This is a genomic window from Nonomuraea sp. NPDC003754 (genome assembly GCF_053605785.1).
Genome location: NZ_JBSGJX010000009.1, coordinates 217,694 through 241,658, shown reverse-complemented (window position 1 = coordinate 241,658; position 23,965 = coordinate 217,694). Strand labels below are relative to the sequence as shown.

Annotated in this window: 20 protein-coding genes and 2 rRNA genes (1 of these 22 only partly in view); 9 read left to right on the top strand and 13 right to left on the bottom strand. The window is 68.4% G+C overall.

Annotated elements, in window-relative coordinates; genetic code table 11:
- The 3 genes from ACWEVS_RS14795 to ACWEVS_RS14785 all read left to right on the top strand — a co-directional run.
- Positions 1 to 1,191 (top strand): 23S ribosomal RNA (locus ACWEVS_RS14795); it begins 1,810 nt to the left of the window's first position.
- Positions 1,192 to 1,253: 62 nt separating this feature from the next.
- A 5S ribosomal RNA gene (gene rrf / locus ACWEVS_RS14790) occupies positions 1,254 to 1,370 on the top strand.
- A gap of 136 nt (positions 1,371 to 1,506) precedes the next feature.
- A complete protein-coding gene (locus ACWEVS_RS14785; protein ID WP_452551883.1) occupies positions 1,507 to 2,367 on the top strand; it encodes a TIGR03619 family F420-dependent LLM class oxidoreductase in 861 nt (286 codons plus the stop codon).
- 342 nt (positions 2,368 to 2,709) lie between these two features.
- Here the strand turns inward: ACWEVS_RS14785 and ACWEVS_RS14780 are convergent, their stop codons facing one another.
- On the bottom strand, positions 2,710 to 4,389 hold the full coding sequence (locus ACWEVS_RS14780; protein ID WP_452551882.1) for a cytochrome b: 1,680 nt from the start codon (positions 4,387 to 4,389) through the stop codon (positions 2,710 to 2,712).
- Between the two features lie 109 nt (positions 4,390 to 4,498).
- Between ACWEVS_RS14780 and ACWEVS_RS14775 the strand changes: the two genes are divergently transcribed.
- A complete protein-coding gene (locus tag ACWEVS_RS14775; RefSeq protein ID WP_452551881.1) occupies positions 4,499 to 4,975 on the top strand; it encodes a hypothetical protein in 477 nt (158 codons plus the stop codon).
- Positions 4,976 to 5,470: 495 nt separating this feature from the next.
- Here the strand turns inward: ACWEVS_RS14775 and ACWEVS_RS14770 are convergent, their stop codons facing one another.
- On the bottom strand, positions 5,471 to 6,277 hold the full coding sequence (locus tag ACWEVS_RS14770) for a hypothetical protein (protein ID WP_452551879.1): 807 nt from the start codon (positions 6,275 to 6,277) through the stop codon (positions 5,471 to 5,473).
- Positions 6,278 to 6,696: 419 nt separating this feature from the next.
- On the opposite strand from ACWEVS_RS14770, the gene ACWEVS_RS14765 reads away from it, so the two are divergent.
- The 3 genes from ACWEVS_RS14765 to ACWEVS_RS14755 all read left to right on the top strand — a co-directional run bounded on the left by ACWEVS_RS14765 (position 6,697) and on the right by ACWEVS_RS14755 (position 8,121).
- Positions 6,697 to 7,392, top strand: coding sequence for a DUF4097 family beta strand repeat-containing protein (locus ACWEVS_RS14765; protein ID WP_452551877.1), 696 nt, complete (start codon positions 6,697 to 6,699; stop codon positions 7,390 to 7,392).
- Between the two features lie 218 nt (positions 7,393 to 7,610).
- Positions 7,611 to 7,802: a hypothetical protein gene (locus ACWEVS_RS14760; protein ID WP_449931792.1), complete on the top strand. Its 192-nt coding sequence runs from the start codon at positions 7,611 to 7,613 to the stop codon at positions 7,800 to 7,802.
- 28 nt (positions 7,803 to 7,830) lie between these two features.
- Positions 7,831 to 8,121, top strand: a complete 291-nt coding sequence (locus ACWEVS_RS14755) for a hypothetical protein (protein WP_452551876.1) — start codon at positions 7,831 to 7,833, stop codon at positions 8,119 to 8,121.
- A 27-nt stretch (positions 8,122 to 8,148) separates the two neighbouring features.
- On the opposite strand, the gene ACWEVS_RS14750 is transcribed toward ACWEVS_RS14755, so the two are convergent.
- Complete coding sequence (locus ACWEVS_RS14750) at positions 8,149 to 8,985, bottom strand: hypothetical protein (protein WP_452551874.1); 837 nt, start codon at positions 8,983 to 8,985, stop codon at positions 8,149 to 8,151.
- 324 nt (positions 8,986 to 9,309) lie between these two features.
- Here ACWEVS_RS14750 and ACWEVS_RS14745 point away from each other — a divergent pair, with 324 nt between their 5' ends.
- Positions 9,310 to 10,842, top strand: a complete 1,533-nt coding sequence (locus ACWEVS_RS14745) for a hypothetical protein (RefSeq protein ID WP_452551873.1) — start codon at positions 9,310 to 9,312, stop codon at positions 10,840 to 10,842.
- An 84-nt stretch (positions 10,843 to 10,926) separates the two neighbouring features.
- Here ACWEVS_RS14745 and ACWEVS_RS14740 read toward each other — a convergent pair whose 3' ends face one another.
- The 3 genes from ACWEVS_RS14740 to murQ are packed head-to-tail and all read right to left on the bottom strand — an operon-like array spanning position 10,927 to position 14,748.
- Positions 10,927 to 12,834, bottom strand: coding sequence for a S9 family peptidase (locus ACWEVS_RS14740; RefSeq protein ID WP_452551871.1), 1,908 nt, complete (start codon positions 12,832 to 12,834; stop codon positions 10,927 to 10,929).
- Positions 12,831 to 13,856 (bottom strand): serine hydrolase domain-containing protein, encoded by a 1,026-nt coding sequence (locus ACWEVS_RS14735; protein ID WP_449925831.1) that lies wholly within the window; start codon positions 13,854 to 13,856, stop codon positions 12,831 to 12,833. The genes ACWEVS_RS14740 and ACWEVS_RS14735 overlap by 4 nt, the downstream gene beginning before the upstream one ends.
- The gene (gene murQ / locus ACWEVS_RS14730) at positions 13,846 to 14,748 is read right to left on the bottom strand and encodes an N-acetylmuramic acid 6-phosphate etherase (protein ID WP_449925834.1); all 903 of its coding nucleotides are present in this window, start codon (positions 14,746 to 14,748) and stop codon (positions 13,846 to 13,848) included. Before murQ ends, ACWEVS_RS14735 begins: the two co-directional genes overlap by 11 nt.
- A 48-nt stretch (positions 14,749 to 14,796) precedes the next feature.
- On the opposite strand from murQ, the gene ACWEVS_RS14725 reads away from it, so the two are divergent.
- The gene (locus tag ACWEVS_RS14725; RefSeq protein WP_354920937.1) at positions 14,797 to 15,876 is read left to right on the top strand and encodes an exo-beta-N-acetylmuramidase NamZ family protein; all 1,080 of its coding nucleotides are present in this window, start codon (positions 14,797 to 14,799) and stop codon (positions 15,874 to 15,876) included.
- 2 nt (positions 15,877 to 15,878) lie between these two features.
- Here ACWEVS_RS14725 and ACWEVS_RS14720 read toward each other — a convergent pair whose 3' ends face one another.
- From ACWEVS_RS14720 to ACWEVS_RS14690, 7 genes are all read right to left on the bottom strand, one after another.
- Positions 15,879 to 16,700: a GNAT family N-acetyltransferase gene (locus ACWEVS_RS14720; protein ID WP_449925839.1), complete on the bottom strand. Its 822-nt coding sequence runs from the start codon at positions 16,698 to 16,700 to the stop codon at positions 15,879 to 15,881.
- Complete coding sequence (locus ACWEVS_RS14715; RefSeq protein ID WP_452551869.1) at positions 16,697 to 17,707, bottom strand: ABC transporter ATP-binding protein; 1,011 nt, start codon at positions 17,705 to 17,707, stop codon at positions 16,697 to 16,699. The genes ACWEVS_RS14720 and ACWEVS_RS14715 overlap by 4 nt, the downstream gene beginning before the upstream one ends.
- On the bottom strand, positions 17,704 to 18,690 hold the full coding sequence (locus tag ACWEVS_RS14710) for an ABC transporter ATP-binding protein (protein WP_452416767.1): 987 nt from the start codon (positions 18,688 to 18,690) through the stop codon (positions 17,704 to 17,706). The genes ACWEVS_RS14715 and ACWEVS_RS14710 overlap by 4 nt, the downstream gene beginning before the upstream one ends.
- A gap of 6 nt (positions 18,691 to 18,696) precedes the next feature.
- A complete protein-coding gene (locus ACWEVS_RS14705) occupies positions 18,697 to 19,593 on the bottom strand; it encodes an ABC transporter permease (protein ID WP_354920925.1) in 897 nt (298 codons plus the stop codon).
- Positions 19,590 to 20,597 (bottom strand): ABC transporter permease, encoded by a 1,008-nt coding sequence (locus tag ACWEVS_RS14700; protein WP_354920922.1) that lies wholly within the window; start codon positions 20,595 to 20,597, stop codon positions 19,590 to 19,592. The genes ACWEVS_RS14705 and ACWEVS_RS14700 overlap by 4 nt, the downstream gene beginning before the upstream one ends.
- A gap of 3 nt (positions 20,598 to 20,600) precedes the next feature.
- Complete coding sequence (locus ACWEVS_RS14695) at positions 20,601 to 22,430, bottom strand: ABC transporter substrate-binding protein (protein WP_354920919.1); 1,830 nt, start codon at positions 22,428 to 22,430, stop codon at positions 20,601 to 20,603.
- Between the two features lie 219 nt (positions 22,431 to 22,649).
- Positions 22,650 to 23,963 (bottom strand): ABC transporter substrate-binding protein, encoded by a 1,314-nt coding sequence (locus ACWEVS_RS14690; RefSeq protein WP_452551867.1) that lies wholly within the window; start codon positions 23,961 to 23,963, stop codon positions 22,650 to 22,652.
- Positions 23,964 to 23,965: the final 2 nt, after the last annotated feature.

The following is a 23,965-nucleotide window of genomic DNA, read 5'->3' as shown; positions in this document are numbered from 1 at the left end:
CTGGTGTAGAAACTAGCTTTCGAAGCTGGTGGGGGTCGCAGTGGCCAGGGGGAAGCGACTGTTTACTAAAAACACAGGTCCGTGCGAAGTCGTAAGACGATGTATACGGACTGACGCCTGCCCGGTGCCGGAACGTTAAGGGGACCGCTTAGCACAGCTTGCTGTGCGAAGGTGAGAACTTAAGCGCCGGTAAACGGCGGTGGTAACTATAACCATCCTAAGGTAGCGAAATTCCTTGTCGGGTAAGTTCCGACCTGCACGAATGGCGTAACGACTTCCCCGCTGTCTCAACCGCAGACCCGGCGAAATTGCACTACGAGTAAAGATGCTCGTTACGCGCAGCAGGACGGAAAGACCCCGGGACCTTCACTACAGCTTGACATTGGCGTTTGGAGCGTCTTGTGTAGGATAGGTGGGAGACTGGGAAGCTCGGACGCTAGTTCGGGTGGAGTCATTGGTGAAATACCACTCTGGTCGTTTTGAACGTCTAACTCTGGTCCGTGATCCGGATCGGGGACAGTGTCTGGTGGGTAGTTTAACTGGGGCGGTTGCCTCCTAAAGGGTAACGGAGGCGCCCAAAGGTTCCCTCAGCCTGGTTGGCAATCAGGTGTCGAGTGTAAGTGCACAAGGGAGCTTGACTGTGAGACTGACGGGTCGAGCAGGAGCGAAAGCTGGGACTAGTGATCCGGCGGTGGCATGTGGAAGCGCCGTCGCTCAACGGCTAAAAGGTACCCCGGGGATAACAGGCTGATCTTCCCCAAGAGTCCATATCGACGGGATGGTTTGGCACCTCGATGTCGGCTCGTCGCATCCTGGGGCTGGAGTAGGTCCCAAGGGTTGGGCTGTTCGCCCATTAAAGCGGTACGCGAGCTGGGTTTAGAACGTCGCGAGACAGTTCGGTCCCTATCCGCTGCGCGCGCAGGAGACTTGAAAGGGGCTGTCCCTAGTACGAGAGGACCGGGACGGACGAACCTCTGGTGTGCCAGTTGTACCGCCAGGTGCACGGCTGGTTGGCTACGTTCGGAAGGGATAACCGCTGAAAGCATCTAAGCGGGAAGCTCGCCTTGAGATGAGGTCTCCCACCACGAGAGTGGGTAAGGCTCCCTATAGACGATGGGGTTGATAGGCCGGAGGTGGAAGCGCGGTAACGTGTGGAGCTGACCGGTACTAATAGGCCGAGGACTTGACCTCAAAGCTTTTTGCTCGCGTCCACTACGCAATTCTGAGACAGCAAGCAGCGTGTCTCGTAGGGTTGCGGCGGTTATGGCGGGAAGGAAACACCCGGTTACATTCCGAACCCGGAAGTTAAGCTTCTCTGCGCCGATGGTACTGCACTCGAAGGGGTGTGGGAGAGTAGGTCGCCGCCGCGCAATCTTTACAGTAAGGGCCATCCCGGTTGGGATGGCCCTTTCTGCTTTTCCAGGCCGTTTCGAGGGCGCGCCGTGGGTGGCCTTGCCAAGGGGGACCGTAGGCTGGCCTGATATGAGGACTGGATTCGCTGTTCCCATGTCCGGGCCGTGGGCCACCCGCGCCAACATGCGCCGGATCGCCACCCGCGCCGAGCAACTCGGCTACCACGAGCTGTGGACCTTCCAGCGCCTGCTCTATCCCGAGGGTCACGCGATGGGTCCGACGTACCGCAGCGTCCACGACCCCATCGTCACTCTCTCCTACCTTGCCGGCGTCACCGAGTCGATCAGGCTGGGTGTCGCCGTGGTCAACGCCTACGAGGCGCCCGCTCTGGTGGCCAAGCAGGTGGCGTCGCTGCAGGAGGTCTCGGGCGGGCGGGTGTCGTTCGGGCTGGGGCTCGGCTGGCTGCGCGAGGAGTTCGAGGCCATGGGGGTCGACTTCGCGAAGCGTGGCCGCAGGGGTGAGGAGTTCATCGCGGTGCTGCGCAAGTGCTGGACCGACGATGTGGTCCGGCACGAGGGGGAGTTCTACCGGATTCAGGCTTCCCACATGGATCCGAAGCCGACGCCGATTCCGCCCATCCTGCTGGGCGGCGGGGCCGAGGTGGCGCTGCGCAGAGCCGGCCGGCTCGCCGACGGCTGGGTCAGCGCGAGCAGGGAAGACCTGGGCGGCATCGCCGAAAAAATCTACATTGTAAAGGAGGCGGCACGGGAAGCCGGACGCGATCCCGAGGCACTGCGTTTCATCTGCCGAGGGGTCACCACGGTCACCGACGCCGTCGACGGGCCGCCGTTGACCGGGCCGTACGAGAAGATCAGGCAGGATGTGGCGGATCTGGCGGCTCGCGGGGTGACGGAGGTGTTCCACGACCTCAACTTCGCGGCCGACATCGTGACCGCCGCGCCTGAGGAGGCGATGCGCCGGGCGGAGGAGGCGCTGGAGGCCCTCGCCCCCTGACGGACCCGTGCCCGGCACCCGGTTTCCCGGCCACTGACTGTCACCGGGAGTTGAAGGCGTGGCGGCTCCTGATCGAATGACGGAGCGATTCAACGGTGCCCTGTATCCCCACAACCCACGACCTGAGATGGTTGGCGACATGGGCCCGGCCCCGTCCGGGCGAACCGCACAGGATTGGTTCGGCCGCGCTGCCTTCGCCGGATGCCATCGTGGCCATTGGGCGTTGGAGTGTGTCGTCGTCCCGGGGCGCCCGGCGCGTTCCACGTGGATCGTCAGGCGCACACCTCACGGTCGGGTGGCGGACCGCGGATCATCGCTGCACGCCGGGCTTCGTCCGCCGCTTCAGCTCACCGTGGACTCGAGTGCACGCGCCTCGTCGGGACGGTGTGTCTCGTGATACCCGCCCTCCGGAGTCCGGACGACGACTCCGGTTTCCACGCCGTGCGCGGCGACGTCGCGATCACGTGCTTGCAGGCCGAGGCAGAGCCAGCGGGTGATGACGAAGGCGACGATCGGGCCGACGAGGACGGCCACGCGAAAGGCGTTGGTCACGGATTCGAGTGACAAGTGGAAGACATGCGCGATCTGGTCGTTGGCCGCGGAGGCCCACAGCGATCCGTAGAACGTGACCCCGGCCGCCGCGAGACCGGTGCGGACCGGGGTGGCCCGTGGCCGGTCCAGGACGTCGTGTCGGGTGCGGACCCGGGCGAGGCGCTCCTTGTTCATCGGGCGCCCGTTCGCGTCGCGCCGCGCGCGATACGTCAGCACGCGCTCTTCGATCAGCGGGTACAGCGCCAGGACGGTGAAGAACGCGCCGGGTACGACCAGGCCGGGCACGAGAACGACGAGGCTGAGGGTGTGGCCGAAGACGGTGACCTCCCATGCGGGCATGAGCCGGAGCGCGCCGTCGATGAAGCCCATGTACCAGTCCGGTACGGCTCCCGCCGCCGTCTGGCCCGGGTTGGCCGGGCCGTACAGCCAGATAGGGGTGATCTGGACCAGCACGCCCATCATGGCCAGCACCCCGACGGTCGCACCCGCCACCAGCGTACGGGTAGCGGGACGTCCCCTCACCGCGCCGGGGAAACGTGTGTGGCCGTGCCGGCGGACCAGCCGGGCGCGAAGGGCCAGCAGGCCCGCCACGAGCAGTGGCAGCACCAGCACGTGCGCCCAGTACAGCCGGGGAACGATGTCCTCGCCTGGGAACGCTCCGCCGAACAGCAGCTGGTGGAGGTAGGTCCCGACGACGGGAATGGACAGCACGATGCTGTTGATGAGCCAGAGGCTGCCTCCTGACAGCAGGTCGTCCGGGAGGATCTTGCCGGTTTCCCCCGCGGCCATGGCGAGCGCCAGCAGCGTCACCCATGTCATCCACTGAGAGCGTCGGGGCCGGCGGAACGCGCCGGTCAGAAACATGCGTAGGAGCTGCAGCACGATGGCGGCGGCGAAGATGAGTGCCGCCCAGTGGTGCACTTGGCGGATGACCAGGCCGCCTGTGACGTCGAAGCTGATGCGCATGGCCGAGTCGAAGGCCGCGCTCACCTGAACCCCGTGCAGCGGGGCATAACCGCCGTCGTAGGTGACCCGTGACATGTCCGGATCGAAGAACAGCATGAGGAACAGCCCCGTCACGGTCAGGACCGCGAAGGAGTAGGCCGCGATCTCCCCGAACAGGAACGACCAGTGGCTGCCCCCGAACACCTGCTGCCGCATGCGTGACACGCGCATTCCGCCTCCAGGAAACTCGTCCTCTGTACAAAGGACTGAATTGCCGCCCGGAATGTGACATCGCGACCAGTGAGGTCGATCACGGCCGTTCTGGTCGCTGCTCGATCTCGTACGGTCGGCCGTTGACGATGGAGCCGGGGCCGACCACATAGCCGCCGCGGACGGGCCCGCAGGTGTCGATGCAGGGGCCGAGCGGAAGTTGGGGGAGCTGCTGGTGGTCGAGCCGATCGCGTAGCCGGGCGGGACGGTCAGGTACAGGTGCATCCCGCCGGTGGTTGTCTGCTGGACGATCATGAGATGAAGACATCAAGACTGGTCAGAGAGCGTTGACGCGATCGCAGAAGTCATCTTGTCGCGTCGGGCAGTACTCCCGGATATTGCTGCGTAACGTTACGATCTGGCGATGCGATCGTCCGCGTTAGTCGTCAGGTGGAGTGCTGCTCCATCTGGCCGGAGCTGGCTGTGGACCGCCGGTCAGATCGTCGGAGCGGGGCTCGCTGGCTCGCTGCTCGGCCCCTGCTTGTACGCCGTCGCTGTCTTTGTTCTCGGGCTGGGCCCGATCGTCTTGGTCTTCGCCGCGCTCTTCGCAATGGTCGTGTTGTATCTCGTGGCACTCGTGACACGAGAGGGATCGTCGATGACGGCGACCCCGGGTGGCAGGACGATATGGGCAGGCGTGGTCTTGATTCTCGGGGTGATCGGCTGGGTCGCCGGGGCGTCCGCCCTCGGCAAGCTGGGATTATCCACGACGGACCCGCTGTGGTGGTCGTTGCTGAGCGCGATCCCGTTCGCCCTGGCGGCAGCGCTTTGTACGGGAGGGTGGATCTCGCTCGTCTCCCTCACCTTGACCACGGCCCTGATCCTGACTGGCTGTTCCTAGGAATCCTGCTGCTTAGCTCCTGGAACGGTGTTCACCGGTCCCGTGCCGGCGACAAGCGAGTTCGCGACGGAGTTCAAGGTTTTCGCCGTGTGCTTGTTCGAGCGCTGCGCGGAGTGCTTGGACACTGATGTCCTTGTGGCTGGTACGGGTGACCCAGTACGAGCGATCGTGGATCTCCACTAGGTCGCCGCAGATCTGTCCAGCCGACGAAGGAGTCGTGCAGGATCGTCCCGGTGGTCCTCCATGTATGTGACCAGGGTGTCGATTACCTCCCGGCCGCACCTCGGCCCCGCCGGCGCGGCGACGGTCTCCTGCCTCGCCCGGTCCGCGCCTCCTACTGCACCGTCGTCCACGACGCCCTTGCTGGCATCGCGACCGTTGAGCTCGGCGACCCAGGTCGCCGAGCTCAACCCGCTTGTCGTTGGCCAGGCGCGCCTTCGGCGGGATCGACCATGTCGCGAGGGAGTGGTCAGCCGAGCTCCGCCGTCATCAAGGTCAGCGGTGCCATTCCTCCGACTCCACCGTCTGCTCGGCGGGCGGCGGTTTGATGTGCACCTTCATCCCCCAGTCCGACAGCCGAAGTTCCTTCGAGTGGACCTCGTAGGGCGCATCGCCCGCGGACCTGCCAGGGCCGTCGTTCAGCTCGCGCCACGAGCTCCACGCTCGGCGGACGAGTTGGTCGCCGCCGATCCATAACCGCCAGGACACCTTCCAACCGGCGTACTTACCGGTGGGGGGCCTGCGGTGGTAGCCGATGCGCATGTCCGGGTTCGCCTTGTGGAGCTGCGCGAAGGTGATGGTGCCCTCGTAGAGGGTGGTGCGCACCCCGTCGTAGATCCCGGCGGGCCGCTTGCGATTGGTGGTGGCCAGCACGGCTCGGAGGTTGGCCGCCTCGGTGAGGCTGAGGTGGGGTCCGGCCTTCAGGAAGAGCTGGCACGGCCATTCGAAGGTCACCCAGGTCTTGCCCGGCGGCAGTGGCTCATCGGGGTCGGGCTTGACGTACGACTCGTACTCGCGTTTGCCGATGCAGATTTTGCGGGTACCGGCGACGGCCACATTGGGGTCCTTCAAATCCGTCGCCACGATCGTGCCCTTGCCGAAACCGACGACGCCGCGCACCGGATCGGTGAACGACCAGCTGCCGTCAGGCGAGCGTGATCCCCAACGCTCGACGATCTTCACCCCCTGGCCGGGGACGAGCTGGCGCTGGATGACACCGGCCGGATCCACGACGGCATCGGCCCGTCCGGCAGGACCTACCGTCGCGGTGGGCACGGCCGCCATGAGAAACGCTGCCGCCATTCGTCGTCTCATCACGCAAGCGATCTTCGCAGTACCAGGTCTCAGTGGCGTCACACCTTGATCGACGGCTGGACCTGCGCCGCTGCGGCATCGGGTCGGGCCGGTCGCAGCGCTTCCACCACCCGGCTGGCCACCGAGCGCGAGCGCACCCGCCACCTGGACCCAGACGCGCCGGCAGGTCGCCGAGCAGAGCCCAGCAGGTTCCACCGCGGCACACGTCCGGGCCGAGCTCAACGAGCAGCGGCGGACCTTCCTGCGTGCCCTGTTGACGTGCTGAGGTGGCGGATGACGTCAACCGTGCTCCCGCGACGCGGCGGGCTCGGCTGAAGTCCCTCTACGGGGTCGGACTCCGGGGTGTCCGGGACGAGTAGGGGTGATCCCCGATGCCGCCCCCCGCGTCCTCCGGCAGCATGGTGGTCATGAGAACGAGGGGCATGATCGCCGTGGCCACGTTGGCGCTCTCCGCGACGGTGCTGACGGGTTGCGGGTTCGCCGGGCTCGGCGTGGCGACGGACGAGAAGACCGAGTCGTACGAGGTCACCGACAAGGTCGTCCAGCTGACGGTGAGGGGCGGGGCCGGCGATGTCGTGGTCAACGAGAGCGACAGAGCCGGGATCAAGGTCACCGAGAAGATGCACTGGCGCGACACCGCGCCCCAGGCTTCGCACCCGGTGAAGGGGGAGGTCCTCGAGCTGTCCTACGACTGCGAAAGGACCTTGGACAGTTGCTGGATCGACTACACGATCGACGTTCCCAAGGCGCTGAAGGTCAAGGTCGACATGGGCGCGGGTGACATCACCCTGCGCTCGCTGACCGGCGAGATCGAGGTGAAGACGGGCGCGGGCGACATCGGCGCCAGCGCGCTCGCGGGCAAGCGGTTGTCCGCCGAGACGGGCGCGGGCGAGCTCGATCTGAAGTTCGGCGGCGCGCCGGACAGCGTCGAGGCGCAGACGGGGGCGGGCGACGCCACGCTCCACCTCCCGCAGGGCCGCTACGACGTGACCACCGACAGTGGCGTGGGCAGTACCGTGGTGAAGGTGACCGACGACGCGAGCGCACCGCGCAAGGTCTCGGTCTCCTCCGGCGTCGGCGAGGTGAAGATCCTGCCCCAGTGAAGCGGCGGACGCCGTGGGGGCCGCCGAGACCCGACTCCGGGTCGGTCAGCGGCCGCGGCTCTCAGACGTCCGGCGATGGCGCGCCGACCTGAGGGGGGTTACCGCCGTCGACCGGTTCGATGCAACTCGCTACTTTCGGTAGATATCCGGTGAGGCGGCGGAGCCGGCCGATCCGGCTGCGGTCGACGCTCACGGGTGGCCAGATCTCCAGCTGGGGTGTGACGTGCACCGTCGGCTTCCGGCACCGTGATGACGAAATCGCCGCGTTCGTCGTCAGCGGACACTGGACGGCTTGGCCTTTCGGCGAGCTCCCCAACCACGACCTTGGCGACGAGTTCATCGGCACGGCCTCGGTGCTGGTGGAGTCGCGTAATCAACTGTCGCGTATTCGTCCAGCCGTCGAGTGCTGATGTGGCCGACCTGGGGCATGCTGGAGTCATGACTGGTGATCAGGTAGCCGCCGCAGTCCGTGCATTGATCAATCGGTACGACCCCGAGGGCCTGTTGGGCATGGGGGCTCCTGAGGACGAATATGACCCCGAGGTGGGTGATCTCGCAACTCTCGTCTGCGGTAGAGAAGAGATCACTGCTGATGCTGTCGGCTCCGTCTGGAACCGATGGTTCAACGATGTCTCCGATTGGTGCACCCGGCAGCCTGAGCAGGTTCGTGAGGTCGCGGCCGCGCTGGAGAAACTTCGTGGCCAACGACAGCGGTCGGATCTTCCCTGATAGCAGGCGCTTTACTGGCTCGCCTATTCAACTCTCGCGAGTTGTCATTCCCGTAGGGGTTGATGGTGACGTTCCGTGATCTCCTGCGGCGTAGCGGCTCCATGCTCCACCGCCTTCCCGAAGGAGCCGGGCGGTGGTCTTGTCGTGGTAGCCGAGGGCGTCGGCGACGACAGGGGCAGGCGTCTCCAGGAGTTGCTGCCGGACGGCGGCGCCGCGGCCGGCGGCCGCTGGGATGCCGATCTCTCTGAGAAGCGCAGACAAATGGTCGGGGCGGCAGGGCTGGCCTGCTCGGCGGCCAGGGAACATCCAGCGAGAGGCGCGGTTGGTGGCGGTGTTCATGTTGTCGCGGTCCTCGATGTAGGCCAGGAGCAGGGATGCGACCGGTTCGGGGACGGGCGAGGGCGGCTCTCCGAGCCGTAGGAGAAGGGCTTCTCCGTCGCGGAGCAGGTCGTCGATGGTGAGCCGGACGACCCGCGTAAGGGGTTGCGCGTAGAGGAGCACGATGATGCCAGCGACACGCAGAAGTTGGGGAACGTCAGCATCGATGAGCAGGCGACGGAGGGCAGCGAGGCGCTCGTTCTCGGTCATGGGGGTTCGGCGGGAGATCTTCATCGGGGGTAGAGACAGTGAGCGTGAGCACTGACGGCTCTTCTTGGCCCAGGTGAGAAAGGCTCGTAGCCGTTTGCGGGCATGTTCGGTGTTCTGGGCATACCAGGCGTCAATGTCGCTCTGGCGGCAAGAGGCGAGCGTGCGGTCGCGCTTGTCGAGCCCTCGTTCTATACGGTTCCCCAAAAAGGCGCGCAGCAGATCGCGGGCGGAGACGGAGACCTGGCCGGCGACCTCATCGTCGGCGTGGGCCGGCACGCCTCCAGCTCCGTGTAGCCGTTGGGCGGCAGCTGCTCGGCGATCGCCACAGGCCGTGCGCTGCGACCACGACTATCGCCCCTCCGGCTGTCAAGTCCCGATATTTCGCGACATGACAGCAGTTCTTTCGAACAGCTCTACTGGAGGCGACTTCGAGCACGGTAACGAACGGGCGCGGGGTCGCCTCCCGCCCTCCGGCGGTGGCACCGACCTGAGGCTGCCGCTTGGTGGGCGCCGAGCGAGCAGCTGACGTTCGGGGTCGTCACCGACAACGAAACGGCAGCCGGGCAAATACAGAGAACGGGGAGACCTATGGGATGGGGATTGGGCGACATTGCCGACGCCGTCTCCGACGTTGCCTCCGGGGCCGGCGGCCTGGTCGAAGATGCCGTCGACACCGCCACCGACCTCGTCGAGGGGGCCGTCGACGAAGTCCTGGACACCGCGGGCGGATGGCTGGGGGACGCCAACGGGTGGCTATGCGTCAACGGACCCAGCTGGCTGTGTCATTCGAGCAACGTCGTGCTAGGAGGCATCCGAGGCCTCGTCAACAACGCTTCCGACCTCGTCGAAGACGCAGCCGACCTGCTGAGAGACGGCGGAGCGATCGTCGCAGACGTGCTGCGCGGCGACTTCTGCAAACTGGTGAACGATCTCGGCAATCTCGGGGTCGATGCCCTCGACGCCGGCGTCGACCTCACACGCACAGTGACGGGCGGCTACATCGTGGGCGGGTGGCTGGATGCCCGCGACCGTGAGCACCTTCGCCGATTCATCGATCAGCGCCTCGAGCAGAAGTTCAGCAGCGACCTCCCGACGCTGGAGAAGATCCGCGAGCACATCGGCCTGGACCGAGCCTCGTACGGACTGCCGCTCAAGGCCGAACACTACGTGTGGCGGCTTGACAGCATCAACGCCAAGCTCGCCGAATGGCACCACGAAGGCACCCTCGACCTGTACGCGCTGGCGCATCTCTTCAGCGATCGCGACACCTGCGAACTCTGGAATCTCACCGGCCCCGCCGCCCGCACCGTCGTCAAGTTCGTCGATGAGAACGGCGTCGAGGGCACCGGACCCATCCGCCGCTCTCAACTGCGGAAATACATCGACAGCAACGGCGCCACGGGACGCATCCGCGTCTACGCCATGAAAGATCGGGTCGTCGCCCACAAGACGAACATCGCCACCAAGAAGTGCAAGCGCATCGGCGTCGACCTGAACTGGAATTCCAGCGAACGGTTCCCGCAGTTCGGCCAGTACGCCGTCCGAGACATCACCGAACGCGACGAGTACCTGTTCCGCGTAGAACTCGCAGCCAACGGGGTGAGCGTGAACACCGACCTCGGCGACTACCTTCGCAACGCCGGGCTACGCGCGACGAACCCCGGCCCGCGCTCTCCCGAGGAGTGCATCATCGTCGCCATCGGCGCCTTCCGCTACACCTCAGACAAGCTGCTGGGCGCCTGCAGCGGCCGCAGTATCGCCGAAGGCGCCACCTGTACAACGCCGCCTGACCGTACCGATCCCTGCTGCGTGACCGTCCATCGAAGCGGCGGCTCAGGGGTCATCCACCGCGACGTTTCACCGTTCAAGGTCTTCGAGTACGCCCTGGTCCATGAAATCGGACACTACCTGGGGCTGTGTCACAGCGGTCACGACAGCCCGGCGCACATCATGTGGGTTTCACGCACGCAAGGATGGGTCGGGTGGAGCCTGCTTGGCTACTACGCCAACAGCGGCCCCTACTTCACGCGGGCTGACGGCGAGAACGTCTGGCGGTTCCTGATCGACCAGATGCCGCAGTGCCTTGCCGCCGACCACTCCGTACGGCCTCCGAGAACCCCGCAGCTGATGTAGCTCGACCGCATCATCCACGTGAAGGACGCGGGGTGGTGGGCCTGGTGCTCGGGTTCCGGGCACCAGGCCGGGGTCACCGGGTCGCTAGGCGGTCAGGTGGCGCTCCCACCAGTCGAGGATGGCCTCGAAGCGGGCCACCCGGTGGGACGGCAGCCCCGAGCGCGACATCTCGTGCCCTTCGCCGGGGAACAGCAGCATCTCGGTCTCCACCCCGCGCAGCTTCAGCGCCACGAACAGCCGTTGCGCCTGCTCGACGGGGCACCGCCAGTCGTGCTCCGAGTGGATGATCAGGAACGGCAGGTCGATGCCGGACGCGTGGCTGAGCGGGCTGAGCTCCGCCCACCCGGCGGGGTCGGCCCCGTAGAGGTCGAGCGCGAACGCCCAGCCGATGTCGCTGGAGCCGTGGAAGCTGTCGATCGCGTTGACGGCCCGCTCGCTGATCGCCGCCCGGAACCGGTCGCCGTGGTGGGCGGCCAGCCACGTGGTCATGTAGCCGCCGTGCGAGCCGCCCAGCACGCCGACGCGTCCGCTGTCGAGGCCGCCGGTGGCGAGGGCTGCGTCGAGGAGGGCGAGCAGGTCGGTGGCCGAGACGGCGCCGACGTCGCCGATGACGGCCTTGCCGTGGGCCTGGCCGTAGCCGGAGGAGCCGCGCGGGTTGCCCATGACGACCGCGTATCCGGCGGCGGCGTAGACCTGGGCCTCGTCGAAGACGTGCCAGCCGTACTGGGTGAAGGGGCCACCGTGGATCATCAGCAGCACGGGGTGCGGGCCGTCCCCGGCGGGGCGGACGATCCAGCCGTGCACGGGGTAGCCGTCGGGCGCGGCGGTGGTGATCTCTTCGAGGGGGAGCGGGGTGAGGGCGGCGAAGGCGGTGAGGGTGATCTCCTTGCCGTCGCGGAGGGCGACGAGCTCGCCGGCGCTGGTCTGGTCGGCGACGGTGGCGACGATGGTGCCGGCGGCGTGCGCGGGCGCGTAGACCTCGCGCGCGCCGGAGATCAGGATCTCGGGGTCGGCGCCGTCGTAGGGCACGAGCAGCAGGTCGGAGGCGCCCCGGTTCTCCGAGGGGAACAGCACGCCGTCGCCGGTGGTGGCGATGACGCCGTTGTTGGCCAGGTGGTACGGCTCGGCGGCGGTGAGGCGGCGGGGCGGGGCGGAGCCGTCGGCGGGCACGGACCAGACGCCGTAATGCTCGGCGACGAGGGTGCGGCCGGTGGGGCCGGGCGCGGCGGCCACGAAGCAGACGGTGGCGCCGTCGGGGGTGAAGCGCGGCTGGCCGGCCGACAGGGTGGTGTCGGTGATCTGGCGGAGTCCGGTGCCGTCGGGGCCGGCGAGCCAGATGTCGGCGTAGTGGGTGTGGTGGCGGGTGTCGTGCCGGGCGGCGCTGAAGGCCAGCAGGGTGCCGTCGGGGCTCCAGGCCGGGGCGTCGTGGTCGAAGTCGCCTTCGGTCACCTGGACGGCGGGCGGCACGGAGATGCGGGAGGCGTGGGGGTCGGTGACGAAGACGTGGGAGCGCCGGTCGGTGTAGAAACCGAGGTTGTCCAGGCGGTATTTCAGGGTGGTGATGCGCCGGGGCCGTTCCTTGTCCGGCTTGGCGTCGCCGTACCGGCCCTCTTCGGGGACGCGGGCGACGAACGCGATGCGGCGCGAGTCGGGGCTCCACACGGGTTTGCCGGCGCCCAGCGGCTGGTCGGTGACCTTCCATGGTTCACCGCCCGCGGTGGGCATGACGTGCACCTGGGGGCGGCCGCCTGATTCGGCGCGGGTGAAGGCGAGCCACTGGCCGTCGGGGGAGTAGGCGGGTTCGGCGTCCCTGCGTCCGGCGGTGAGCTGCCGGGGTGGGGCGCCGCCGTCGGTGGGCACCAGCCAGAGCTCGCCGCGGTATTCGTCGGCCTCGAGGTCGGGCCGGGTCACGGCGACGACCGCGTGGGTGCCGTCGGGGGACACGGTCGGGGTGCCGAGCGTGTGCAGAAGGGAGATATCTGCGGGTTTCATGGCCGAGACCCTATCTGCCGGGCCTCGGCGGCGACGGCGTTGCGGAGGTCCCTGATGCCGGGGCGGCCGCGGAGCGGGTGGACGGCGTTGGTCAGCAGGACGACGGTCAGCCGGTGGGCCGGGTCGACGATCAGCGAGGTGCCGGTGAACCCGGAGTGCCCGTAGGCGTCGGTGAGCGGGCCGACGATGCCGGGGTCGCCGATGCGGACGCCGAGGCCGTGGCGGAAGGGGGCGTCCTGGACGGGGTGCTCGCGGGTCATCTCGCCGGTGAGGGGAAGGGCGCCGAGGCGCAGCGCCTCGCCGAAGCGGAGCAGGTCGTCGGCGGTGGAGAAGAGGCCGGCGTGCCCGGCGACGCCGCCGAGGGAGTGGGCGGTCTCGTCGTGCACCTCGCCGAGGGCGCGGTGGCATTCGGTCTTGGCGATGCGGGCGAGGTCGGCCTGGTCGCCGGGGGCGCCGATCGGGCGGTAGCGGGTGTCGGCGAGGCCGAGCGGGGTGGTGACCCGGTCGCGGACGAGGGTGTCGAGCGGTGCGTCGCCGGCGATCTCGGCGATCCGGCCGGCGGTGATCATGCCGACGTCGGTGTACAGGTAGGGTCCGCCGACCGGCGAGGTGATGGGGGTGGCCAGGATGGTGTCGAGGCGGTCGGCCGGGGGCACGTCGTCGACGCGGTGGGTGGGCTGGAGTCCCGCGGTGTGGGTGAGCAGGTGGCGCGGGGTGATGTGGGTGCGGTGGCCGTAGTGGTCGGGCAGCCACGTGGCGGCGGGCGCGTCGAGGTCGAGGCGTCCTTCGGCGGCCAGGGACAGGATCACCGCGGTGGTGAAGATCTTGCTGACCGAGGCGAGGTCGAAGACGGAGTCGCGGCGGGCGGGGGGCCGGGCCGGGGCGAGCGTGCCCTGGGAGTCGGTGTAGCGGACGAGCTCGCCGGCCGCCGCGGCGTCGGCGATCTCGCCGTCCACGGCGATCAGCGCGACGGCCGCGGGTACGACGGAGGGGGTGGCGGCGGCCAGGATGTCAGCGAGCATGCCGTACCTCTTCCAGGCGGGAGCCGTGTGATTCCAGCAGCGCCTGTGCCTCGTCGGCGTCGACGCCGTGCTCGATCATCACGACGGCGATCTTGGCCTGGCCGCCGGCGGCGTCCAGCGCCTTCCTGGCCTCCTCGGGGTCGGCGCCGGTGATGTCGCTGACCATGCGGGCGGCGCGGCCGGCCAGCTTGGTGTTCATCGCCGACATCTCGATCATCTTGTTCCCGTAGGTGCGGCCCAGCTTGATCATCGAGATGGTGGAGATCATGTTGAGCACCAGCTTCTGCGCGGTGCCGGCTTTGAGCCTGGTGGAGCCGGTCACCACCTCGGGTCCCACGACGACCTCGATGGCGTGCTCGGCGGCGGCCGACAGGGGCGTCTGGTGGTTGCACGACAGGGCCACGGTGAGGGCGTCACGCCGGCCGGCCTCGGCCAGGGCGCCGAGGACGAACGGCGCCGTCCCGCTGGCGGAGATGCCCACGACGGAGTCGAGCCGGCCGACGTCGAGGTCGGCCAGGGCCCGCTGGCCGGCGGGGAAGTCGTCCTCGGCGCCTTCCACGGACCTGGTCAGCGCGGGCCGGCCGCCCGCGATGACGCCCTGGACGAGCGAGGGGTCGGTGCCGAAGGTGGGTGGGCACTCCGAGGCGTCGAGGACGGCCAGGCGGCCGGAGGTGCCCGCGCCGACGTACAGCAGCCTGCCTCCGGCCTGCATGCGCGTGGCGATCGCGTCGATGGCGGTGGTGATGGCGGGCAGGGCCGCGCCGACCGCGGCGGGCACGGTGGCGTCCGCCTGGTTCATCAACTGGGCGATCTCCGAGGTCGGCAGCCGGTCGATCTGGCTGTAGCGCGGATCGCTCTGCTCCGTGGACAGCTCGGGGAGTCGATCAATCATGACGCTAATTTCCACCTTTGGCATCTCGTATGCAAATAAGCTTCAGGTATGTCTTACGTACGTACCGGAGCCGAACGGCTGGCCATGGATCCAGGCCTCGTGACCGGCGACCGGCTTGGCCTGATCACCAACCAGACCGGAGTGCTGAGCGATCTGACTCCCACGCCCACAGTCCTGCGCGGCCTGACCGCCCTGTTCAGCCCTGAACACGGCATCAGAGGCACGGCGCAGGCCGGGTTCAGCGAAGGCGGGGGAGAGTGTTACGGCCTGCCCGTCCACGACACCTACCAGAAGACGGGGGCGGAGCTGGACGGCCTGGTGGCCGCCTCGGGTGTCGACACCCTGGTGTTCGACCTGTTCGACGTGGGTGCGCGCTTCTACACCTACGTCTGGACGATGAAGGATCTGATGGAGTCGGCCAGGCGGCTCGGTGTCGGCTTCGTCGTGCTGGACCGGCCCAACCCGATCGGCGGGACCGTGGCGGAGGGCCCGCCGCTGGACATGGCGTTCGCCAGCCCCGTGGGCGGCGCGGCCGTTCCCGCCAGGCACGGGCTGACGGTGGGAGAGCTGGCGCGGCTGCTCGACCCCGAGGTGCGGGTGATCACGATGGAGGGCTGGCACAGGGACCTGCCGTTCGCAGAGACGGGACTGCCGTGGGTGATGCCATCGGTGAACATGCCCACGCTCGACACCGCGCTCGTCTATCCGGGCACCGGGCTCGTCGAGGGCACGAACCTGTCGGAGGGGCGCGGCACGACCCGGCCCTTCGAGCTGGTCGGCGCGCCGTACCTGGACGACAGGTTCGCGCCGGCGCTCAACGAGCTCGGACTGCCGGGCGTGCGCTTTCGCGACCTGTGGTTCACCCCGACCTTCAGCAAGCACGCCGGTGCCGCCGTCCGGGGGGTGCAGCTGCACGTCACCGACCCGCGGGCGTTCCGGCCGGTGTTCACCGCGGTGTCGCTGATCCACGTGGCGCGCTCGCAGCATCCCGAGGAGTTCGCGACCAACGACTTCCTCGACCACCTGTGGGGGTCCGACACGCTGCGGCGCTGCCTGGAGGCAGGACAGGACCCGCGCGGGCTGTGCCCGGAGCCCACCCTCCCCCGGGGTGAGCTGCTCTACCGGTGATCTCAACGCAGATCGCGCCGGTAGAGCCAGAAGACCCGCTCTGCTCGCGCGCCCACGGCGCGCGAGTAGAAGCGGAGCGGGCCCACCCAGCCGATCTGCGTCTCGGTCAGGCCCGCGGCGTGCTGGTCGGCCAGGCAGCGGCGCAGCAGCCTGCCGCCCACGCCGAGACCGCGCGCCGCGGGGGCGGTGCCCATCGGGCCGAACCACAGCGGCCTGGCGCCCCAGGCCGCGAAGGCGACGATCTCGCCCTCGAGCGTGGCGTAGTGCAGGCCGGTGGCGTTGGCCGCCTCCCAGGCCCAGTTCGCGTTCCACTCCCGCTCGGCGAAGGCGGCCACGCGCGCGCGGTCCTCGCCGGAGGCGGCGGTGTGCAGTTCGACGCCGGGCCGCAGCGGCGGCTCCTCCTCGGCGGCGACGGGCAGCCGGGCGGTCATGTTCCAGGCGACGTGATAGCGCTCGTAGCCGGCGCTCTCGGCCAGGCACGCGGCGGCGGTGTAGCGCACGTCGATGCCGGGCCAGGCGTAGGCCGGCGGGTTGCCGGCGAAGCGCGCCTGCGTCGCCCCCTCGGCACGCAACCACGTCTCGGCGGCGGCGACGAGCTCGCGCCCGCGTCCCTTGCCCTGGGCGTCCGGGTGGACGGCCAGCAGGTCGATGTGCCCGATCGTCGGGTCGCGCTCCGACAGCGAGACCATGACGAGGCCGCCGTCGGTGGTCAGCGCCTTCCACCTGCGGGTGGGAGGCGGCGACATGAGCCGGTCGACCAGGGCGGGAGCCTCGGCGGCGTCGAAGGTGAGCGCCGCGCGCGCGATCTCGCGCGGCCCTGTCATCCGCGCTCCACATGGGTGGCCACGACGCTGCGCCGCTGGGGGTGGAAGCAGGCGTGCCGCTGCGGGACGTCGCTGGTGATGCCGAGCACGGGACGGCTCGCCTCGCACTCGGCCGTCCTGAACGGGCAGCGCCTGGCGAACAGACAGCCGGCGTCCTGGTGGCTCTCGTCCAGCGACTCGGTCGGCACCACCGGCTCGGCGCCCGGCACCTCCAGGCCGTGCAGCACGGGGATGGCCGACAGCAGCGACTGGGTGTAGGGGTGGACGGGGTCGGCGATGATCGTGTCGACCGGGCCGCGCTCGATGACCTGGCCGCGGTAGATGACGTACAGCTCGCCGTCGTCGCCGATGTAGCGGGCGGTGGCCACGTCGTGGGTGATGAACAGCACGCTCACCCCGAGGCTCTCCCGCAGGTCCTTCAGCAGCGCCAGGATGCCGAGGCGGAGCGACACGTCGATCATGGAGGTGGCCTCGTCGGCGACGAGCATCTCGGGGTCGACGGTCAGCGCGCGGGCGATGACCACGCGCTGGCGCATGCCGCCCGACAGCTGGTGCGGGTAGCGGCCGAGCACGGAGGCCGGGTCCAGGCCGACCAGGGACAGCACCTCGGCGGCGCGCGCCTCGATCCACGACTTCGGCCTGCCGGTCTGCCTGGCGCGCAGCTCGAGCGGGGCCTGGAGCGTCTGGTGGATGGTCCTGGTCGGGTTCAGCGCCGAGTAGGGGTCCTGGTGGATCATCTGGATCTTGCGGAAGTGTGGCTGCCTGGCCTTCGGCTTCAGCGACGACATCTCCACGCCGTCGATGCTGATCTGGCCGTCGTCGTAGCTCTCCAGTCCCGCGATGATCCTGCCGAGCGTCGTCTTGCCGCAGCCGGACTCGCCGATGAAGGAGGCCGCGCCGCCCTTGGGGATCTCGAAGTCGACCCCGCGCAGGGCCTGCACGGTCCGTCCCGACAGGACGCTTCCCCGCTGCTTGAAGGTCTTGGTGATGCCCTTGCCGCTGATCATGCGTTTTCCTTCACCTTGACCGCGTGGCAGGCGACGATCCGGTCCCCGTGCGGCAGCGCCTCGGGGTCGGCGGTCTCGCAGACGTCCATGCGCAGGGCGCAGCGCTCCCTGAACACGCATCCCTCCTTCGGCACGGTGGCCAGCGTGGGCGGCCGGCCTGGCAGGGCCTGCGCCTCGTTGATGTCGCCGGTCAGGCGGGGGATGGCCTTGATCAGGCCGCGCGTGTAGGGGTGCTGGGGGTCGGCGAGCACCTGGCGGGTGGGGCCCTGCTCGACCAGCCGCCCGCCGTACATGACCGCCAGCCGGTCGGCGACCTCGGCCACCACGCCGATGTCGTGGGTGATGACCATGGTGGTCAGCCCGCGCTCGGCGTGGACCTCGCGGATGATCCGCAGGATCGTCGCCTGGGTGATCATGTCGAGCGCGGTGGTGGGCTCGTCGAGCACGACCACGTGGGCGTTGAGCACCAGCGCCAGCATGATGCCGACGCGCTGGCGCATGCCGCCCGACAGCTCGTGCTGGTGGGAGTCGAGCACCCGCGCGCCGTCCAGGCCCATGCGGGCCAGCAGGTCCTTGGCGTCCTTCACCAGGCCCCGCAGGTCCTCGACGCCGTGGGAGCGGCCGAGGTCGAGCAGCTGCTTGCCGACGGTCTTGAGCGGGTTCAGCGAGTTCTGCGCGGCCTGGAAGACGTAGCCGATGTGGGCGCCGCGCGCCTTGCGCAGCCGCTCGCCCTCCAAGGTGACCACGTCGCCCAGGTCGTCGATCTCGACGCTGCCCGCGCTGATCCGCCCGGGCGGCTGCACCGCGTTGAGCAGGGAGAACGCCAGCGTGGACTTGCCGGAGCCGGATTCGCCGACGATGCCGGTGATCGTGCCGGCGGGCAGTTCCATGCTGACGTTCCTGACGGCGGGCAGCTCGCCCGCCGAGGTCTTGTAGACGACCGTGAGGCCGTCGATGCGCACGCCCGGCGCCTGCTTTGCCACTTCCTACTACTCCTCGCGCAGCCGGGGGTTGAAGATCTCGTCCATGGCGTCGACCACGAGCACGATCCCGAGCGTCAGCAGCAGGATCGCCAGCAGCGGCGCCAGCAGGTAGCCGAGCGCGGTCGGCGTGATCATGGCGCCGGCCTGGAAGACGGCGAGGTTGAGCATGACGCCCCAGTTGTCGGACTCGTACGGGAGCACGCCCAGGAAGAACAGACCGACCTGCGCGTAGACGGCGCCGGTCACCGCGATGAGCATGTTCATCGCGATGTAGGGAGCCATGCTCGGCAGCAGCTCCTTGCTGACGATGTGCGTGGTGGACAGGCCGAGGCCGCGCGCCGCCTCGATGAAGCCGCGCTCCCGCAGAGAAAGGGTCTGCGCGCGTACGGCACGCGCCACACCGCCCCAGCCGAGCAGGCCGAGCACCAGCCCCATCTGGATCGGGTTGCCGAACTTCCACACCGTCGCCAGCACCAGCAGCAGCGGCAGGCCGGGAATGGTGAGCTTCATGTCGGTGATCCGCATGAGCACCGTGTCCCAGCGGCCCCGCCTGAAGCCGGAGTAGAGGCCGAGCGCGGTGCCGAAGACCACCGTGATGAGGGCGGTCACCGCGGCGCTGAGCAGCACGTAGCGCGAGCCGGTGATGACCAGCGCGAGCACGTCCCTGCCCTGCGGGTCGGTGCCGAACCAGTGCTGCCAGCTCGGCGGCTGGGTGATGGCGTCGGGGTTGTCCGGCAGCGGGCTCGGGAAGAACATCGGCCCGAAGACGCCCATGAACGCGAAGCCCAGGATGATGATCACCCCGGCCATGCGGCTGGGCTTGCGCTTCATCACGCGCCAGACGCCGTACCAGAAGTTGCGGCGGATGGTCGCCGTGCTGCTCTCCAGCACGATGGCGCTCATCGTCCCCCCTCCCCGCTGCGCACCCGCGGGTCGATCACGGTGTAGAACAGGTCGGCCACGATGTTGGCCACGACGACCGACACGGTGATCAGCAGGAACGCGCCGCCCATCAGGGCGTAGTCGCGCAGGGTGATGCTGTCGATGAGCAGCCACCCGAGGCCCGGATAGTTGAAGATCTTCTCGATGAAGACCGCGCCGCCGAGCAGCAGACCGAGCGAGAGCGCCAGGATCGTGAACAGCGGCAGGATCGCGTTGCGCGCGACGTACCTGAAGATGATCGACCGCTTCATCCCGCGTAGTTCGGCGGCCAGGATGAAGTCGTCGCCGAGCACCGTGACGACGCTCGACTTCATGGCCAGGATCCAGCCGCCGTAGGCCGACAGCGCGTAGGTCGCGACCGGCAGTACGGCGTGTTCGGCCAGGGAGCCGAGGTAGCCGGCGTTGAAGCCGGGCTCGAACAGGATGTCCACCGGGCCGTCCGCCGGCAGGATCGGGATCAGCGTCGCGAAGATGACCACCAGCAGCATCGCCAGCACGTACTGCGGGATGCCGTGCAGCAGCGAGCCGGAGATGGCCAGCGCGTCACCCAGCTTGCCGGTGCGCTTGATGGCCGCGTACACGCCCAGGATCACCCCGACCAGGAAGCTGAGCAGGGTGCCGAGCAGCACCGGTAGAACGGTCCACTTGGCCGCGTCCGTCAGGACGTCGAGGACGGGCGTCCCCGGCCTGGTGACCGAGACGCCGAGGTCGAAGCGGAGCAGGCCGCCCATGTAGTCGACGTACTGCTCCCACATCGTGCCCGAGGGCAGGAAGCCGTACATCACCTTGGTGGCCTGCATGGCCGCCTCCGGCGACATGCCCCCCTCGACGAGCTTCTCGTAACGGGCGGCGACGGGGTCGCCGGGGATGTTGTTGACGATGAAGAAGCTGATCGAGGCGACCACGAGGATCATGACGATCCCGCGGGCCAGGTGGCCCGCGAGTCGCCGAGCGATAACCGTCATGTGCTACTGCTTCTTCTTGACCAGACCCTGCTGGATCCAGACACCAGAGGGAAGGACGCCCTGTCCGAGACGCAGGACCTCGTCGTCGTGCGGCCAGCCGGTGAAGCGGCTGTTGTTGACGAACTGGTTGTTGATGTAGTCCCACAGCTGGATGACCGGGAGGTCCTGGTTGGCGGCCGTGGCCAGCTGCGCCATGATCGGCTTGGCCTCCTCGGGGCCGACCGAGTTCAGCTTGCCGGTGAGCTCGCCGGGGTTGACCTTGGTGCCGTCGACCTCGGTCTCCTCGGGGCTGCCCATCCAGTTGCCGGCCTCGCCGGGGGCGGAGTGCTTGACCTTGCCGCCGACGTTGGCCCAGCCGTTGGAGGCGCCGTAGAGGCGCTGGAAGATGTCGTACGGCGCGGGGCCGAGCGCCATCAGCCAGAAGCCGACGTCGTACTTACCTGCCGCCAGCTCCTCCAGGTAGACCGGGTAGTCGGCGGTGGTGACCACCTCGGCGTCGATCCCGGCCTTGATGAGCTGGCTCTTGATGTTCTCCTGGGCCGACAGCCAGTCGGAGAAGCCGGCCGGCGCGTGCATGGAGACCTTCCACGGCGTGCCGTCGGCCAGCGTCCACTTGCCGTCCTTCTTGGTCAGGCCGGCGGCCTTGAACTCCTCCTCGGCCTTGGCCGGGTCGACCTTGTACGGCTCCAGCTTGGGCAGCGTCTCGGGGATCCAGGCGTTGGCGGCCTTCTGGTGGATGCCGGTGATGGTGGTCGCCGCGGTGCCGCCCTCGGGCGAGGCGACCTTGGTGACCTGCTCGCGGTCGATCAGGTAGGCCAGGCCCTTGCGGACGTGCACGTTGTCGTAGGGCTTCTTGGCCTGGTTGAAGGCCATGCCCACGGCCACGGGGGAGTAGCCCTTGATGACCTCGCTGCCCGGCGCGGCCTTGATCCGGTTCATCACGTCGGTCGGAGCGGCGACGAAGCCGGAGTGGTCGAGCTTGCCCTGGGTGAGGTAGTTCCAGATCTGCTCGTTGCCGGTGTAGTTGAGGAACTTCACCTGGTCGGGCGCCACGTTGGCGGCGTTGAAGAAGTGCTTGTTCTTGACCAGCAGCGCCTCGCCGGGGTTGACCCGCGACAGCACGAACGGCCCGCCCGCGACGTCGGTCGGCGGGGCGAAGGCGATCACCTTCTCGCCCAGCGCGGTGATCTCCTCGCGGGCCTTCTCCGCCTCGGGGCCGTCACCGCGGGCGGTCTTGATCGTGTCCCAGATGGTGGCGGGCACCGCGCTGCTCCACACGTGGGCGGGCAACACAGTGGTGTCGAGCACGCCGCGCGCGAACTTGGGGCTGGGGTTCTCGGGGTCCTGCGTGATCTTGATGGTCTTCTCGTCGACGACCGTGACCTCGGCCGCCGCGCCGGCCGCGCCGGGGGTGACGGCGAAGGCCGTGCTGCCCTGGGTGTAGGCGAGGGCGATGGAGAGCTTCACGTCTTCGGCGGTGACCGGCTTGCCGTCGGACCACTTGGCGTTCGGCTGCAGCTTGAGCGTGATGGAGGAGTTGTCCGGGGCGATCTCCCAACTGGCCGCCATGCCGGGCAGCGCCTTGTTGGGGTCGGTCAGGTGGTTGACGACCCACCCGATCTTCATCGTGGTGTAGCCCGGGAAGGCGTTGCCCTTGGGGTTGTAAGGGTTGGCAGGGGCGCTCGCGTCGATGCCAGGCCTGTTCACGTCGATCGTGGTGAAGAGGCCGCCGCCGGCGCTCCCACCACCGCCCGCGGACTTGTTGTCGGTGCTGCTGCACGCCGTCGTCGTGGCGAGACCGAGCAGCGCCACTACGGCTGCTAGTCGCTTCATGTACCGCTCCGTGGGGGGCTTATCGATGGGTCCGGTATAGATCGGGGATTGTCCGGACCCTATGGTCAGCCCGCGGATGCGTCAATAATCTCCAGCAGTTGTGAGGTGAATGTAACTTTCCTTCATCACCCGCCATGCTGGAAAAAGGGCGTCACAAGGGGGGTGGGGGCCGCGCGACGCGCAGGGCACGCGCCGGGACCCCCGTAGTGTATCCGCTGGTCAACGGCTTCCAAAGAGTTCGTTGACGCGCGCGTTGGCGGCGGTCAGCGCGGTGGCGGCATCCTTCTGCCCCAGCCAGACCTCCTCCAGCGCCGTCTGCACGATCTGCCCGATCTCGTCACCGTGGTCGCTGACCGGCAGCAGGAAGGTGCCGTCCTCGGCGTCTGCGATGGAGGTGAAGGCCGACACGTCACGCCCCGCCTTCTCGTGCGCCTTCATCGCCCGCTCGGCAGAGGACGAGATGGCGGGGAAGACCACGGCGCTGTCGCCCACCAGGTCCTGGCAGCCGGTCGAGCCCAGGAACTTCACCCACTTCCAGGCCGCCTCCTGGTGCTGGGTGCCGGCGTAGATGACGTCGGCCAGGCCGTTGAAGGACGACTTCCGACCCTGGGGGCCCTTTGGCAGCGGGGCGAAGGCGAACTTCCCGTCCGCCAGATAGGTGTTGATCATCCAGGAGCCGGTGATGCCCAGCGCGGCCTTGCCCGAGGCGAGAACGGCGTCCGGGCCCAACGAGCTGGTCTTGTCGTAGGAGGCGGTGTAGCCCTTGTCGGCCAGGCGCTTGAACCACTCGACGGTCTCGGCGAGCTTCGGGTCGTCGTAGAAGTACCTGGTGCCGAACGGGTTCTTGTCGATGAAGCCGAAGCCGTTGGAGACGGCCAGGTCGCCCCAGCCGTTCTGGCCGAGCGCGCCGTCGCGCAGCTCCGGGACGTAGCCGTGGACGGCCACCTTGCCCTTGTCGAACCCGGGCTCGTCACCGCGCCTGCCGGCCGAGTCGACGGTGAGCCGGGCGATCGCCTTCTCGAAGGTGCCGCCGTCGGCGGGGTTCCAGGTGAGGTCCTTGAGGTCGACGCCCGCCTTCCCGGCCTGCTCGACGTTGTAGACGACGGCCATCGTGTCCCAGTCCTTGGGCAGGCCGTACCGCTTGCCGTCCTTGACCCACAGCTCGGCCAGACCCGCGCGGTACTGCGACAGGTCCACCTTGTCGGCCCGCACCATCGGCTCGATGTCGAGCAGTTGGCCGTTCTTGACGAACTGCGGGTAGTAGGAGGCCTGCATGGTGATCACGTCGGGGGCCTCGCCGGAGACCATCTGGGTGGTGAGGTTCTGCCAGTACTGGTCCCAGGCGCTCTGCTGGATCTTGATCGTGATGCCGGGGTTGGCCTGCTGGAAGGCGTCCGCGCACTTCTGGTAGGCGCCCTGCTGGACGTCGTCCCACAGGCCGTAGGTGAGTGTGACGTTCCCGCCGTCCTGCTGCCCGGAGGTGCCGCAGGCGGCCGTCAGCAACAGGACGGCCAGCGCCGCCGCTCTTCTCATGG

What these genes read in the sequence shown, in the direction of transcription:
- ACWEVS_RS14785 (WP_452551883.1), top strand. Translation starts at nt 1,507, where the DNA reads ATGTCCGGGCCGTGGGCCACCCGCGCCAACATGCGCCGGATCGCCACC.
- ACWEVS_RS14780 (WP_452551882.1), bottom strand. Translation starts at nt 4,389, where the DNA reads ATGATCGTCCAGCAGACAACCACCGGCGGGATGCACCTGTACCTGACC.
- ACWEVS_RS14775 (WP_452551881.1), top strand. Translation starts at nt 4,499, where the DNA reads ATGCGATCGTCCGCGTTAGTCGTCAGGTGGAGTGCTGCTCCATCTGGC.
- ACWEVS_RS14770 (WP_452551879.1), bottom strand. Translation starts at nt 6,277, where the DNA reads ATGGCGGCAGCGTTTCTCATGGCGGCCGTGCCCACCGCGACGGTAGGT.
- ACWEVS_RS14765 (WP_452551877.1), top strand. Translation starts at nt 6,697, where the DNA reads ATGAGAACGAGGGGCATGATCGCCGTGGCCACGTTGGCGCTCTCCGCG.
- ACWEVS_RS14755 (WP_452551876.1), top strand. Translation starts at nt 7,831, where the DNA reads ATGACTGGTGATCAGGTAGCCGCCGCAGTCCGTGCATTGATCAATCGG.
- ACWEVS_RS14740 (WP_452551871.1), bottom strand. Translation starts at nt 12,834, where the DNA reads ATGAAACCCGCAGATATCTCCCTTCTGCACACGCTCGGCACCCCGACC.
- ACWEVS_RS14735 (WP_449925831.1), bottom strand. Translation starts at nt 13,856, where the DNA reads ATGCTCGCTGACATCCTGGCCGCCGCCACCCCCTCCGTCGTACCCGCG.
- murQ (WP_449925834.1), bottom strand. Translation starts at nt 14,748, where the DNA reads ATGATTGATCGACTCCCCGAGCTGTCCACGGAGCAGAGCGATCCGCGC.
- ACWEVS_RS14725 (WP_354920937.1), top strand. Translation starts at nt 14,797, where the DNA reads ATGTCTTACGTACGTACCGGAGCCGAACGGCTGGCCATGGATCCAGGC.
- ACWEVS_RS14720 (WP_449925839.1), bottom strand. Translation starts at nt 16,700, where the DNA reads ATGACAGGGCCGCGCGAGATCGCGCGCGCGGCGCTCACCTTCGACGCC.
- ACWEVS_RS14715 (WP_452551869.1), bottom strand. Translation starts at nt 17,707, where the DNA reads ATGATCAGCGGCAAGGGCATCACCAAGACCTTCAAGCAGCGGGGAAGC.
- ACWEVS_RS14705 (WP_354920925.1), bottom strand. Translation starts at nt 19,593, where the DNA reads ATGAGCGCCATCGTGCTGGAGAGCAGCACGGCGACCATCCGCCGCAAC.
- ACWEVS_RS14700 (WP_354920922.1), bottom strand. Translation starts at nt 20,597, where the DNA reads ATGACGGTTATCGCTCGGCGACTCGCGGGCCACCTGGCCCGCGGGATC.
- ACWEVS_RS14695 (WP_354920919.1), bottom strand. Translation starts at nt 22,430, where the DNA reads ATGAAGCGACTAGCAGCCGTAGTGGCGCTGCTCGGTCTCGCCACGACG.
- ACWEVS_RS14690 (WP_452551867.1), bottom strand. Translation starts at nt 23,963, where the DNA reads ATGAGAAGAGCGGCGGCGCTGGCCGTCCTGTTGCTGACGGCCGCCTGC.